Genomic DNA, 14,762 nt, shown 5'->3' on the forward strand with positions numbered 1-14,762 from the left:
AACGAGCCGCGATTTTCGTGGCTCGTTTTTTTTTCTAGCCCCTAACTTTTTTAATATTCCGCCGAATGCCAGCCAACTTTGTTCTTTTAATAGCAGAATATTGAAATAAGTCTTTAAATAATTCCTCCGATAAATTTTCCCAATCATCTGAGCTTAAATCCAAAAAACGCTGATGAGGTTCAAATCTTTTCTCTACATGAGGTACTGAAAAACGATTCCATGGACAAACATCTTGGCAAATATCACAACCAAAAATCCAATCCTTAAAATTCGACTGAATATCTATGGGCATGTTTTCCTTAAGCTCTATGGTAAAATAACTAATGCATTTGGATCCATCAACTTGATATGGAGTGATGGCATCTGTTGGACAAGCATCAATGCACCGCGTGCAAGTTCCACAAAAGTCTTTAATCGGACCGTCTGGTTCAACATTCAAATCGATTAATAATTCAGATATAAAATAAAAACTACCCTTTTGGGGTATTATTAAATTAGCATTTTTTCCAATCCAGCCCAATCCTGATTTCTGTGCCCAAGCTTTTTCTAAAATGGGGGCCGAATCAACAAACATCCTTCCCGTAAATTCGCCTAATTCTTCTTGTAATTGATCCCATAAGACTTGCATTTTATCCTTAACTACTCTGTGATAATCTTCCCCAAATGCATATTTAGAAACCTTAAAACTATCTGATAAGGGTAAATGAGAAGGATCTGGGTAATAATTATACACCAAAGAAATGACAGTCTGACAACCCTCGACCAATAGTCGTGGATCTAAACGTTTATCAAAGTGATTAGCCATGTATGCCATTTCACCATGCATATTCGCATTTAACCATTTTTCCAATCGAGGAGCTTCCGAGGCTAAAAATTCCGCTTTTGAAATTCCACAAAAAGCAAAACCATTTTCCATGGCTCGCTGTTTAATAGTCTGTGAAATTTGGATGGGAGTCATTTTTATGGCTATTCTGACAAATTAATAAAATGTAAATTTAATAGTTTATGTCAAACTGTCAGAAAATAGTTTTTGGCTCTGAATTTGTGTTACAACAAAGCCTTATTAATTTTGCCTTATGAAAAAGAAAGAAAATTCGAATAATAGTGAAGAAGAAGTTCTAAAAGAATCCATCCAGTCCGAAGAATCCACTGAAAATACAGCGGAAGTTGAAACTGAAACACCCGTAGATGAATTAGCAGAAATGAAGGAAAAATACCTTCGTTTATATTCTGATTTTGAGAATTTTAGAAAAAGAACGGCCAAAGAGAAAATCGATTTGATTCAAACGGCTTCGGAAGGTCTGATCAAAGATTTATTACCAGCATTAGATAATTACGAACGTGCATTAGCCAATGCTCCAGAAGGTGAAATTTCAGAAGGAATTCAATTGATATTCTCGCAGATTGCTTCTACTCTTCAAGCTAAAGGTTTAAAAGAATTACAAGCCAAGGGAGAAGTTTTTGATGCAGATTTACATGATTGCATTACGCAATTCCAAGCACCAACAGAAGCAGAAAAAGGTCGAGTAATCGAAGTAATCGAAAAAGGATATAAACTAAATGAAAAAGTAATCCGCTATGCAAAAGTGGTGGTAGGTAATTAATATTAAAATGGCTCAAAAAAGGGATTATTACGAAGTATTAGGAGTATCAAAGTCGGCATCTGAAGATGAAATCAAGAAGGCCTATCGAAAAATGGCCATTAAATACCATCCAGATAAAAATCCAGATGATAAAGGTGCTGAAGACAAGTTCAAGGAAGCAGCAGAAGCTTACGAGGTGTTAAGCAATTCTCAGAAAAAAGCACAATATGACCGTTTCGGTCATGCAGGAATGGGTGGCGCTGCAGGTGGTGGAGGATTTGGTGGACAAAACATGAGTATGGAGGATATCTTCTCAAACTTTGGAGATATTTTTGGTGATGATAGTCCTTTTGGTAATATGTTTGGTGGTGGAGGTCGTTCTGGGGGTGGAAGAAGACAAAGAAAAGGGACGGATTTGCGCATTAAACTTAAATTAAACCTGGAGGAAATCGCCAACGGGGTTGAAAAGAAAATCAAAGTAAAACGCCATGTGGCATGTAAAACCTGTTCAGGAAATGGTTCTAAGAATGGAACTGATCTGAAAACATGTGGAACTTGTCAAGGTTCGGGTCAAGTAAGACGCGTCCAACAAACCATGTTAGGTCAAATGGTTACTTCCTCTACCTGTCCTACTTGTAGTGGTGAAGGTAAAAGCGTAGGAGCTAAATGTGATGTTTGTTTCGGAGAAGGACGAATGCTAGAGGAAGAAATCATTCCAATTAAAATTCCAGCTGGAGTGTCCAACGACATGCAATTATCCATGTCTGGAAAAGGTAATGTACCTCCTAGAGGCGGTATTGCTGGTGATTTGCTCATTGTGATTGAAGAAGAAGATGACGAGTTATTGCACCGAGATGGAAATAATGTCATTTTTGATTTATACATCAGCTTTGTTGATGCTGCCTTAGGTACATCTGTCGAAGTGCCAACCATTGGAGGAAAAGCGAAAATTACCATTGAAGCTGGTACGCAAAGTGGAAAAATATTGCGCCTAAAAGGTAAAGGAATCAAGGAACTAAACGGTTACCATACAGGAGACCAATTGGTTCATGTGAATATTTGGACACCCAAATCGGTCAACAAAGAAGAAATTGAATTACTAGAAAAACTTAGACATTCTGCCAATTTCGCTCCTCAACCAGGAAAATCGGAGAAAGGTTTCTTCCATAAAGTAAGAGATATGTTTAGTTAAATTGAATTAAAAAAGTCCTTCGAATTCGAAGGACTTTTTTATTAGGATATAAAAAATTCTAAAACCAATACACCGATTAATCCCGTAATTGAAACCAAGGTATCCATGGTTGACCATGATTTTAGGGTATCTTTCAGCCCTAATTGGAAATACTCTCTAAACAACCAAAATCCCGTATCATTAACATGGGAAAACATCATACTACCAGCACCCAGCGCCAATACCAATAAATTTGGGTCAGCATGAGAATTCACTAAAAGAACTTTCATAAATCCTGCAGCAGTAATCCCTGCTACTGTAGAAGATCCCACACAAACCCGTATAATGGCAGCCATGCTCCAACCCAATAGATAAATATTCATGGATGATTCATTCAGGGAGTTCGCAATAAATTGACTTACACCACCTATCACTAAAATTTGCTTCAATGCTCCTGCCCCTGCGAAAATTAACATAATACCAGCAACATCTTTGATTGCCACCGTACCGCTCGATAATAATTCATCTGAATGGAACCCTTTTAACTTTAAAACAAGCCAAGTAAAAACAACCGATAGAAATAAAGAATATACAGGATTAGCCAAATAAGAGGCCATAATGGGTGAAATAAAAGCAAAAAACGACCCAAAACTCAATAAAAGAATGGGCATTAAAATCAATAAATAACTCAAGCCAACTGATAATGGATTTTTCTCATGGCTGTCCTCTGTATAGACAAAGGCTTGATTAGGAACAGTTAAAATATTTTTGGTGCTTAATCCAAAAAGCAAACCAGAAAGTAAAATAGCTGGGATTGCAATAATGATTCCATAAAACAAGGTTGTACCAAAATCTGCCCCAAACTCTTGCATAATGGCCAAAGGAGCGGGATGCGGCGGTAAATAACCTTGTGTAACCGTCAAGGAAGCCAACATCGGAATGGCTAAAAATGTCGCGGGCTGTTTCAATCGATTGGAGGCTGTAATAACCAATGGTGCCAACAACATAAAAGCCACTGAATAGAACAAAGGTAATCCTACTAAAAATCCAGCCACCATAAAAGCTATTCTAGCATATTTAGGACCTGAAAAATTCACTAAACTATGGGTTACTTTCTGGGCCGCACCACTAAGTCCTATCCACTTTCCTAAAATAGATCCAAAAGCTAAAATAGCTGCAATAGAACCCATGGTACTCGAAATACCTTCTTGGATCGCTTTAAATAAGTCGACAGAAGATAGTCCGAAAGCGACTCCTGCTAAAATACTAACTCCAATGAACGCGGCAAAAGGCGGTATTTTAAAATAACTCAAAGCTAAAATCAAGAAGAGAATAGCTAGAATGGTGATGAAAATTAACATCAGTTGAATAGATTAGCGATGATCGACAAATCCGCTCCCAACAATTGGATAGCTAACACATTCAATTCCTCAAAAGAGCCTTTGAAATGATACGTTCGTTGTACATGATGAATCGATTCCTGAACTTTTAACTCTTTGGCTGGAGAAGAACTTTCCAATTCGTAAAAATTACCCATCTGAGTACCCAAATCATTCTTGCCATCATTGTAGGCATTCAACACGTCCCCTTTGAAAGGCTCTTGTTGTAATTCCCACATGGAATTAACATAGTCTAAATCACCCGCATAGTCAAATTCCAAAATGGTAAAGATGCCGTTTTCAGCATCAAAGGATGCCGCTCTAGGTATCACAGCTTCTGGTGCAATTCCTATTTTTCCACGATGTTTCGCATCTGCTTTAAAATACAGTAATCCATCTTTCATAATTAAACGGTCCGCAGGTACTTTACCAAAATAGGCATCATTGATAAAGGATTCTTTGCCTTTTTGATAAGGAATAATGATGGTATTTTGATCGGAAGCATTGAGCATTCCTAATAACCATATGGACAATAAACCCGACTTTTTTGACCAATCTTGTAATCCTATGTTCGTTAATATATTTTCACTTTGATAAGCTACCCATTGAAGATTAGCAGAAAATAAACTCAGATGTTGATGAACTTCTGAAGTGGACAATAAAGATATTTTCCGGTCGATTTTAGCCTTAAATACGGTGCCAGAATAATTTGTTATTTTAAACTCTTTCGTAAAATTGGCACTTGTTGAATTGGAATGAATTAAAGGGAAATTTTCAGAATCGATGATACTCGGGGTTTGCCAATTTTCAAAATCAAAGGTCGTATTGGGTTCAAAATACACGCTGAATTGTCCACCTTCAGGACCTAACCAAAAACGTTCCTCTCCCCCATAGGCATTCATGTGCGGTGTTTTTTCACCCGATTTAATCAAATCATGGTTGATCCAACCATAACTAAACCCATTCATCCCATCAGATGAGCTGGTCATTACCCTTCCTTGATAATCGCCAGAAAGTAAAACCAAACGAGCACCATCCTCTAATAGAACGGTGCTCGGGTTATTTTTCAATAATTGATAGTCTTCTGAAAACATCTTTTTAGCTTTTGCTAATTGGTTTTACTGATTTGCTTTTCAAATAAAGATTCTAATTCTTTGTATTTACTTGGATCAACTTTCGATTCTTTTAAACTTGAAACAATCACATTCATTTCATATAAAGCCAATTGAATATCTCTTTCATGCGAACGAATACCGGCAGAGAAATAATAGTCGCAAGCTTTCGAATCCCTTTTGACCATGATATTGGCCATCTCTAAGGCTTTCTTTTCGTCATTAATCGCCAAATACAGACCCACCATACTTGCAGAGAATTGATCGTAAGGAATTACTTTATTTGGCATAACTTTATCAATGCGATCCATTACTTTTTTGGCCAATGGAACATTTCCTTCTCTGATCAATTGATCTGCTAAACGATAGGTATTTAAACGCGCGGTGACACTTGGAATACCTAAATAGAAATCGCCATGGTAATAGATATTTTCATCATCTAAGCCTCTCCAATACATTTTATTCAAGAAATTATCCGCCATGATTTTAGAATTCACAAAACCATCTTTGGCTCCAACAATTTTGAAAGGCATTAAACGATAAGCATAACCTTCCAATTGCATACTTTCTTTCATACCCAAATATTGATCATTGGGTAAAGTAGATGCAAAATAGATCGGACGTTTCCAACCGTCCAAAGCATTGTTTGAAATGATTTCCAGTTGTATCAATTCACCTTTGAAGATATTTTTGGCTGGTAACTTCCAACCTAAACGATCCGATAAAAAAGGTACAAATTCCTGTGGAAACCATTTACTGCTCGCAATTTGAGAAGGATTAATCGGCAATACCAAGGAATCCGATGGAAAGGTATTAATACTTTCTCCCGCTTGAGTTTGAGCTTGAATTCTAGAATCATTGGCACGAACCAATTCCAAATAATCAGGTAAAGACATGGCTTTGATCGCATCATTTCCGTTAAACATGATTTGATCATTCACTCCTTCTAAAAACAACTCTTTATTCAATTTAATTGGAAGTGCTTCAGACAAATAGGTTTTACGTTTCATTTGATCAATGTACCAATCGGTCCCTAAAAGTGACAAATTACATACACGAACATCTGTTCTAAAACCTTCTACTTCTTGTAAATACCACAAAGGGAAAGTATCATTGTCTCCGCCAGTAAACAAAATAGCGTTGGGAGCACAACTATTTAATAAGTTTTTAGCGAAGTCAATTTGGTGATAACGACCACTTCTATCATGATCATCCCAATTTTGTTGAGCCAAAATAGCTGGGGCAGAAAAACCTAAAACGACTAATAAAGCCCATTTCACCGATCCGTTTTTCACAAATTTACTTAACCATTCTGCCAATTGGAAAACTCCCAATCCTGCCCAAATTGCCATAAAGTAAAAGGAACCCACATAAATATAATCCCTTTCACGCGGTTCAACAGGTGGTGAATTCAAGTAAACCACTAAAGCTAAACCCGTTAATAAAAACATTAAAATGGTTACTAAGAAATCTTTTTCATTTTTGTTGTATAACAAATAGAAGCCTAACAATACCAATAAAATAGGTAAGAAGAAATAATTATTTCTCGCTTTATTGGTGGCAATCGCATCCGGTAAATTAGAGGTATCTTCAAAAGTATTTATGGCCCATGCATCTTGGAAATCACTTTCTCTACCGATAAAATTCCACAACAAATAGCGCATGTACATGTGTCCCATTTGATGTGTAAACAAGAATCGTAAATTATCTCCAAAACTCGGTTTTTGTCCAGGAGGAATCCCTAACATTTCTTGATACAAAGCTACGTGCTGCGGGGAATTACTGTAAACACGAGGAAACAACATTTGTTGATCCTTTTGATATACGTATTCTGGCTTATGAGTATATACCTCATATTTTCCATCCTTCATTTTATAGACAGGTTCGCCTTGTTTGAATTCTTCGATTTCAGCTGTATAAACGGGACCATAAAGCAATGAACGCTCACCATATTGCTCTCTTTTTAAATATTTCAAGAAATTCAAAATATTACTTGGATCGTTTTCATTGATAGGTGGATTATAGCCTGAACGCACCAAAGCGACGGTATAAGTAGAATATCCAATCAACAAAAATACCAATGAAAACATGGCTACATTAAGAATTTCATTTCCTTTTTTGATCGAATATCGAATTCCAAAAATAATGGCTCCAATTAATACCAATAAAAAGAATATAGCACCACTTCCGTAACTAAAGCCCATTGAATTAACAAAGAACAATTCAAATTTAAATGCCAATGAAGGAAAACCAGGAATAATACCTGAGTTAATAATCGCTAAGATGACCAAGCCAATGAACATGGCAAAAAATCCACCTTTATAAGTGGGTTTTTTTTCTCTTTTGAAATAATACAATAATGCCAAAGCTGGTAAAGTAACCAAATTCAATAAATGGACACCAATCGATAAACCAATCAAATAAGCAATAAATAAAATCCAACGATTAGCTTCTGCCCTATTTTCAACCAATTCCCAACGGAAAGCAGCCCAAACTACAATTGCCGTAAAAAAAGATGACATGGCATATACCTCTGCCTCAACAGCAGAAAACCAGAAAGTATCCGAAAAAGCATAAACCAATGCACCAATCGCACCTGACAATAACAAGGTAAAACTTTGTTCTTTTGATAATTCATCAAAAGGCTTATTGATCACTTTACGACCAATCATAACAATTGTCCAATGTAAAAATAAGATGGTGAAAGCACTGGTAACAACAGAAAGCATATTTACCCAATACGCCACTTTAGTCACATCACCCAAAGATAAAAGTGAAAATACACGCCCTAGCAAAAGAAACAAAGGTGCCCCTGGAGGGTGTGGAACTTGTAATTTATACGAACAAGCGATGAATTCGCTACAATCCCAAAAAGAAGCCGTAGGTTCAACCGTTAATGTATAAGTGACTAAGGAAATAAGAAAAACAATCCAACCAACGAGGTTGTTCATTTGTTTGAAATTCTGCATATAGGTTATTTTAATAAGATGCAAAGATATTTATTAGCTATAAATTAGCCGACTTCTTTGTGTTAATAAAAGTTAATTGAATTGTTTTAAAAATCGAACGTCATTTTCCGTAAACAAACGAAGATCTTTTATTTGGTATTTCAGCATGGTGATACGTTCAATTCCCATCCCAAAAGCAAAGCCATTGTATTCTTTTGAATCAATGCCCACATTTTCCAACACATTGGGATCCACCATACCTGAACCTGCAATTTCTACCCAACCCGTATGCTTACAAACGTTACATCCATCCCCTTTGCAAATCAAGCAAGTGATATCCATTTCGGCACTAGGCTCCGTAAAAGGAAAATAAGAAGGTCTGAAACGCACTTTGGTATCTTTGCCAAACATTTCTTTGGAAAAATGGTACAAAGAGTCTTTTAAATCCTTAAAACTGACTTTCTTATCCACATACAAACCTTCCACTTGATGAAACAAACAGTGCGCACGCGCTGAAATGGCTTCATTTCGGTAAACACGGCCTGGCATAATGCTTCGGATAGGGGGTTTCGAATGTTGCATTAAACGGATTTGCACATTGGAAGTATGTGTACGTAACAAAACATCATCTTGAATTTCTCCTTGTCCTTTTTCAATAAAAAAAGTATCCTGCATTTCTCTAGCAGGGTGATTGGGTGGAAAGTTCAAGGCCGTAAAATTATAGAAATCCGTTTCAATTTCAGGTCCATCGGAAACCGAAAAACCCATGCGATTGAATATCTCTAAAATACGCGCTCGTACAATGGTTAAAGGATGAAGAGTTCCTTGAGAAATAGGCCCTGAGATGGTTAAATCAGAAGGAATATGGTAATTAATCTGATTGGCAGCGAACTGCTCTTGAAAAGAAGTAAACTTCGCTTCTGCCAAATTTTTCAAGGCATTTAAAGCCTGACCTACATCTCTCCTGTCTTCGGCAGCTACATTTTTTAAACCATCAAAAAGACTAGATAAGCTTCCTTTTCGACCTACAAATTGAATCCTAAATGACTCTAAATCAGCTTCATTTGAAATGACAAAAGCTTCAACTTCCGCTTGAATGTTTACTATTTGTTCCTTCATACTCTCATGGGAAAATCCCCAATTATAAAATTTTAATTCCTAATGTAACTTGAACCAAACTAGGTTTTTGCGACAATGTCACACCCGTTGGCACTTTAATATCTTTTGCGATATCAGTCAAACTTCCTTCGTATTTGACATCCAAAGTCAAACCCAATAAATCTAAACCTGCTCCTACCTGATAAGATATTTGGGATTTTGATAATCCATTAACAATGGATCCACCTAAGTAATTACTTAAACCAGCATCAATCGATTCATCAGCTGATAATTGGTAAGATGCTACAGGGCCACCTAAAAAATGCAAATGGCCCATTTTTATACCTAATAACAAGGGTACATCAATATTGGTATAACTGATATCTACCATTTTCTTATCTCCCGTAATAGAATTGAGCACATTGAAATTTCCACCTTTGGCAGAAATCAAAACCTCAGGTTCAATGAAAAATCCTCGTCCTATTCGAGCATAGGCTCCTCCCACGTAGCCAATCTGATTTTTAGCATTCTCAACATAAAACTGATTTAGACCATTAATTAATAAAGAAGTATTTAAGCTGGATAAATTAACCCCTCCTTTAATGCCGACTCTAAAAAATTCATCTGTAACAGCTTTTACGCCTTTGAATTGTGCTTTCAAATTAAATCCAAATCCAAGGAAGATTAGTAAGAAAAGGGAATGAAATAATTTATTTTTCATCTAAATTTTTGTTCATTTATGAATTAGCTTGTAAAATTATCCTTTTTCAAGCGAAAAAAAAGAAAAAACCAAATCAAAGCGTAATTTTGAGCTCTAAATTTTACTAATGGCTAAAGCTAAAACTTCCTTTTTTTGTCAATCTTGTGGACATTCTGCCCCTAAGTGGTTAGGAAAATGCCCTTCATGTGGTGAATGGAATACATTTGTCGAAGAATTAATTGAAGTTTCTACGCATCCAGCTGAAATTTGGAAAACAAAATCGGGTGTTAAGTCAAGTTCCAAACCAAAATTATTGGAAGAAATCAATTTCGAAAATCATCCTAAAATTCTTTGTCAAGATTCTGAATTTAATCGTGTTTTGGGTGGTGGAATTGTACCCGGAAGCTTGGTACTTATTGGTGGAGAACCGGGAATTGGAAAGTCTACCTTATTACTCCAAGTCGCATTGGCATTAAGAGGCTCAAAAATTCTTTATGTAACGGGTGAAGAATCAGAACAACAAATCAAATTACGTGCCGACCGATTAGGAACCAAATCCGAATCTTTGTATTTATTAACGGAAACAAATACCCAACAAATTTTCAAGCATTTAGTTGAGTTAGAACCTGATTTGGTCATCATTGATTCCATTCAAACACTTTTTTCAGACAAAATTGAATCGGGACCTGGAAGTGTATCACAAGTGAGAGAATGTGCTGTGGAATTGATGCGTTTTGCCAAAGAAAGCGGAACTCCCATATTCCTAGTGGGACATATCACCAAAGAAGGATCCATTGCAGGTCCTAAAGTGTTGGAACATTTAGTAGATACGGTTTTACAATTTGAAGGTGACCGCCATTTGATTTATCGAATTTTACGTACAACCAAAAATAGATTTGGAAGTACTTCCGAATTAGGCATTTATGAAATGCTTGGAACCGGATTAAGGCCTGTAACCAATCCATCCGAAATTTTACTTTCTCAAAGAGATGAAGCATCATCGGGAATAGCCATCGGCACTTTATTGGAAGGAAATAGACCTTTATTGGTTGAAATACAATCTTTGGTAACCAATTCAACTTATGGAACATCGCAACGAACCGCAACAGGTTACGATGCAAAGCGATTAAATATGCTTTTAGCGGTTTTGGAAAAACGGGGTGGGTATAAATTAGGTACACAAGATGTTTTTGTCAATATCACAGGTGGTATTCGAGTGGATGATCCCGCATTGGATTTAGCTACTTGTCTATCCATTGTATCCTCTTATGAAGACAAAGTGATTGACAGTTCCATTTGCTTTGCTGCCGAAGTTGGCTTAGGAGGTGAATTACGATCTGTTACACGAATAGATCAACGAATAGCGGAAGCAGAAAAGTTGGGTTTTAAAGAAATATGGATCAGTAAATACAATCTAAAAGGGGTGAATTATAAACCAAAAGAGATTAAAGTCCAATCAGCAGCCACTTTATTGGATGTGATTATGAACATTTGGCGGAGAAAGTAGAATCCGGAAACTCTACTTCCATCAAATGTAATCCATGGGCAGGTACGGCTCTTCCCGCCATTTTACGATCTTTTGAATTTAAAATTTCTTGTAAATTTTCTTGGGTCCATTTTCCCAAACCAATTTCCAATAGAGTCCCAACGATGGCCCTAACCATCCCACGTAAAAAACGGTTTCCTTGAATGGTGAAAATCAATTCCTCCCCTCTTTGTTCCCAAATGGCTTTATAAATAGTACAATCAAACGTATAAACTTCTGTTTTTACCTTGGAGAAACATTGAAAATCGGTGTGATTCAACAATAATTTGGCGGCATCATTCATCGCTTCTACATCCAAATCTACTTCAAACCAATAAGCTGATTGGGATAAAAATGGATTTTTCTTGGTATAAATGCGGTATTCATATGTTCGTGAAAGTGCTGCAAAACGGGCATAAAAATCATCCGCAACCAAAAAAACACCTTGTACAGACAATGTAGCTGGTAACATCCGGTTCAAGCGATACACCAAATCTGATTTCACTTTACCGTCAAAATCAAAATGTGCAAATTGAACATGGGCATGAACGCCGGCGTCGGTACGTGAGCTACCCACTACCTCTATTTTTTGGCGTAATAAAAGACTTAGGTAACGTTCCAGTTCAGATTGAACTGTAACCGCATTAGGTTGGATTTGAAATCCGTGAAATGAGCCGCCATCGTATGCAAATTGTAACAGATAACGGCTCATAAGAATTTATACTAAAGCTTTTTCCAAAGCTGTAAAATACGAACTAGATGCCTTATCAACACTTGAAATTACTTGGCCATCCGCTACAAAATCAGTTCCTTTCACCGTACCCAAAGAAGAATAAGCAACTGAATGATTATTCAACAATGCTTCAAATGCTGTTTTGTCGGAAGGACTAACCGACACAAGCACTCTACTTTGTGCTTCACCGAACCAAAACGCATCTTGACGGAAATCTGAATCCGACTGAACATCAAAACCTAATTTTTTAGGGAAGGCGGATTCGATCAAAGCTACCATTAATCCCCCATCTGATAAATCATGAGCCGATTGAATTAAATGTTGATCAATCAAACTAGCAATTCCTTTTTGAACTTTTTGTTCAGTTGGCAAATCGAAATGAGGTGCTGGTGATGCTTTCACTTGACGATAGGAATACAAATATTCCGAAGACGCGATATCTTGCACACTTTCACCCACTAGATAAATCAAATCACCTTCGTTTTTAAAATCAAGAGTCATTTTATTTTCTGCTTTTTCCAAAATTCCTAACATTCCAATGGTTGGTGTTGGAAAAACTGGACCTTCATCGGAAGATTGGTTATAAAAACTTACGTTACCACCCGTTACTGGAGTTTCAAATGCTTCACAAGCTTTTTTCATCCCTTTGATCGCACCTACAAACTGCCAATATACTTCCGGTACATATGGATTTCCAAAATTCAGGCAATTGGTAATGGCAACAGGAACACCGCCAGAGCAAACAATATTTCTAGCCGCCTCAGCCACTGCCATAGCACATCCTTCTTCAGGATCAGCATTTACGTATCTTGAATTACAATCTACCGTAATCACGATGGATTTATTGGAACCATGTACCTTCACCACAGCGGCATCAGAAGGTGCATTGGTATTTCGATTGGCACGACCAATCGATGAATCATATTGTTCTGCCACCCATTTTTTAGAAACAATATTAGGGTGATGCATTAAGAAATCAACTACCTTAGGTAATTCAGCACTAGAAACATCAGTAACCGATTGAATATCAAATTTCTTAAACTCTTGAAAATATGCTGGCTCTTTGTATTCACGGTGATAAACTGGAGCACCACCACCTAACACTAAATCATCTGCAGGAACATCAGCCACTAATTGACCATCTTGATAAAATTCAAGACGTTTTGAATCCGTTACTACCCCAATTTGCTCACAATTCAAATCCCATTTATCAAAAATAGACTTAGCGATAGCCTCTTTGCCTTTTTCAACCACTATTAACATACGTTCTTGAGATTCGGATAATAAAATCTCAAAAGGTTTCATATTGGCTTGACGAGTAGGTACTTTAGAAAGATCGATGATCATTCCGTGTTCACCTTTTGCTGACATTTCGGAAGTGGAACAAATAATTCCAGCAGCACCCATATCTTGGATACCAATGACACAACCTGTATCAATAATTTCCAAAGTAGCTTCCAACAATAATTTTTCTTGGAAAGGGTCTCCTACTTGAACTGCCGGTAATTTTTCAGAGGATTTGGATGTAATATCTTCTGAGGCAAAACTTGCACCCCCGATACCATCCTTGCCCGTTGCGGATCCAACGATAAATACTGGATTTCCAACTCCATATGAAATAGCAGAAGCTTGTGTTCCTACTTTTAAAATACCCGCAGAAAATGCGTTAACTAAAGGATTTGTATTATAACAATCGTCAAAGAAAACCTCACCTCCAACAGTAGGAATACCAAAAGCATTACCATAATCGCCAATTCCTTTAACGACACCTTTGACCAACCATTTTGTTTTGGCCAATTCAATATTTCCAAAACGAAGGGAATTTAATTGTGCAATGGGACGAGCACCCATGGTAAAAATATCTCGATTGATACCACCTACACCCGTTGACGCTCCCTGATAAGGTTCCAAAGCAGATGGGTGATTATGCGATTCAATTTTAAAAGCACAACCTAATCCATCCCCTAAATCAACTAATCCAGCATTTTCCTCACCGGCTTTCGCCAACATTCTAGGAGAATCTTTAGGAAGAGTTTTCAGCCAAACTATAGAGTTTTTATAACTACAATGCTCAGACCACATGACAGAAAAAATAGATAACTCAGTAAAATTAGGCTTACGACCTAAAATTTCTTGAATTTTATCATACTCTTCTGGTAATAATCCTAATTTTTTGGCTGTGTCAAGGGTTGGTAAACTTTCGATAGATTCCACAAAAAAATATTTATTTGAACGACAATGAATGCAAAAAGCATGAAAGGACAAAGGTAATAAAAGAAGAGGGAAAAGAGAAGAACGCTAAGAGAAAAGAGGAAAGAGAAAAAAGAAGATCCTATTACCTATTACCTATTGCCTTTTACCTTTTACCTTTTACCTATTACCTTTTACTGACGGTGCCTGAAAAAAGTTGACACATCTTTCTTCTTTTTAAACAAGAAGAAACATGAAAAAAACATCATTTAGAGTTCAGCTGATCTTTTCGGAAGAACTTCGCAAAGAAGTTGTCAATCGCA

11 protein-coding genes are annotated in these 14,762 nt (G+C 36.8%); 3 read left to right on the forward strand and 8 right to left on the reverse strand.

Annotation, left to right across the window (positions count from 1 at the left end; all coding sequences use genetic code 11):
- Window positions 1-34 precede the first annotated feature (34 nt).
- Window positions 35-958: a tRNA epoxyqueuosine(34) reductase QueG gene (queG, locus tag V7S76_RS09480; RefSeq protein WP_459509855.1), complete on the reverse strand. Its 924-nt coding sequence runs from the start codon at window positions 956-958 to the stop codon at window positions 35-37.
- Between the two features lie 118 nt (window positions 959-1,076).
- On the opposite strand from queG, the gene V7S76_RS09485 reads away from it, so the two are divergent.
- Together V7S76_RS09485 and dnaJ are read left to right on the forward strand one after the other, a co-directional pair.
- On the forward strand, window positions 1,077-1,604 hold the full coding sequence (locus V7S76_RS09485; RefSeq protein WP_459509856.1) for a nucleotide exchange factor GrpE: 528 nt from the start codon (window positions 1,077-1,079) through the stop codon (window positions 1,602-1,604).
- 7 nt (window positions 1,605-1,611) lie between these two features.
- The gene (gene dnaJ, locus V7S76_RS09490) at window positions 1,612-2,775 is read left to right on the forward strand and encodes a molecular chaperone DnaJ (protein ID WP_459509857.1); all 1,164 of its coding nucleotides are present in this window, start codon (window positions 1,612-1,614) and stop codon (window positions 2,773-2,775) included.
- 41 nt (window positions 2,776-2,816) lie between these two features.
- On the opposite strand, the gene V7S76_RS09495 is transcribed toward dnaJ, so the two are convergent.
- The 5 genes from V7S76_RS09495 to V7S76_RS09515 form a co-directional block, all read right to left on the reverse strand.
- Window positions 2,817-4,115 carry a gluconate:H+ symporter gene (locus V7S76_RS09495; RefSeq protein ID WP_459509858.1) on the reverse strand — a complete coding sequence of 433 codons (1,299 nt, stop codon included), beginning with the start codon at window positions 4,113-4,115 and terminating at the stop codon, window positions 2,817-2,819.
- A complete protein-coding gene (locus V7S76_RS09500; RefSeq protein WP_459509859.1) occupies window positions 4,115-5,227 on the reverse strand; it encodes a DUF6786 family protein in 1,113 nt (370 codons plus the stop codon). Before V7S76_RS09500 ends, V7S76_RS09495 begins: the two co-directional genes overlap by 1 nt.
- A gap of 14 nt (window positions 5,228-5,241) precedes the next feature.
- Window positions 5,242-8,214 carry a glycosyltransferase family 117 protein gene (locus tag V7S76_RS09505; protein WP_459509860.1) on the reverse strand — a complete coding sequence of 991 codons (2,973 nt, stop codon included), beginning with the start codon at window positions 8,212-8,214 and terminating at the stop codon, window positions 5,242-5,244.
- A 72-nt stretch (window positions 8,215-8,286) separates the two neighbouring features.
- Window positions 8,287-9,312, reverse strand: coding sequence for a phenylalanine--tRNA ligase subunit alpha (gene pheS, locus V7S76_RS09510; RefSeq protein ID WP_459509862.1), 1,026 nt, complete (start codon window positions 9,310-9,312; stop codon window positions 8,287-8,289).
- 22 nt (window positions 9,313-9,334) lie between these two features.
- The gene (locus tag V7S76_RS09515) at window positions 9,335-10,012 is read right to left on the reverse strand and encodes an outer membrane beta-barrel protein (RefSeq protein WP_459509863.1); all 678 of its coding nucleotides are present in this window, start codon (window positions 10,010-10,012) and stop codon (window positions 9,335-9,337) included.
- Between the two features lie 106 nt (window positions 10,013-10,118).
- Here V7S76_RS09515 and radA point away from each other — a divergent pair, with 106 nt between their 5' ends.
- Window positions 10,119-11,498, forward strand: coding sequence for a DNA repair protein RadA (gene radA / locus V7S76_RS09520; protein ID WP_459509865.1), 1,380 nt, complete (start codon window positions 10,119-10,121; stop codon window positions 11,496-11,498).
- Here the strand turns inward: radA and truA are convergent.
- Both truA and purL read right to left on the reverse strand, forming a co-directional pair.
- Complete coding sequence (gene truA, locus V7S76_RS09525; RefSeq protein ID WP_459509866.1) at window positions 11,473-12,228, reverse strand: tRNA pseudouridine(38-40) synthase TruA; 756 nt, start codon at window positions 12,226-12,228, stop codon at window positions 11,473-11,475. The genes radA and truA overlap by 26 nt on opposite strands.
- A 6-nt stretch (window positions 12,229-12,234) precedes the next feature.
- A complete protein-coding gene (gene purL / locus V7S76_RS09530) occupies window positions 12,235-14,463 on the reverse strand; it encodes a phosphoribosylformylglycinamidine synthase subunit PurL (protein ID WP_459509867.1) in 2,229 nt (742 codons plus the stop codon).
- Window positions 14,464-14,762: the final 299 nt, after the last annotated feature.

Source organism: Aquirufa sp. ROCK2-A2 (genome assembly GCF_054558485.1).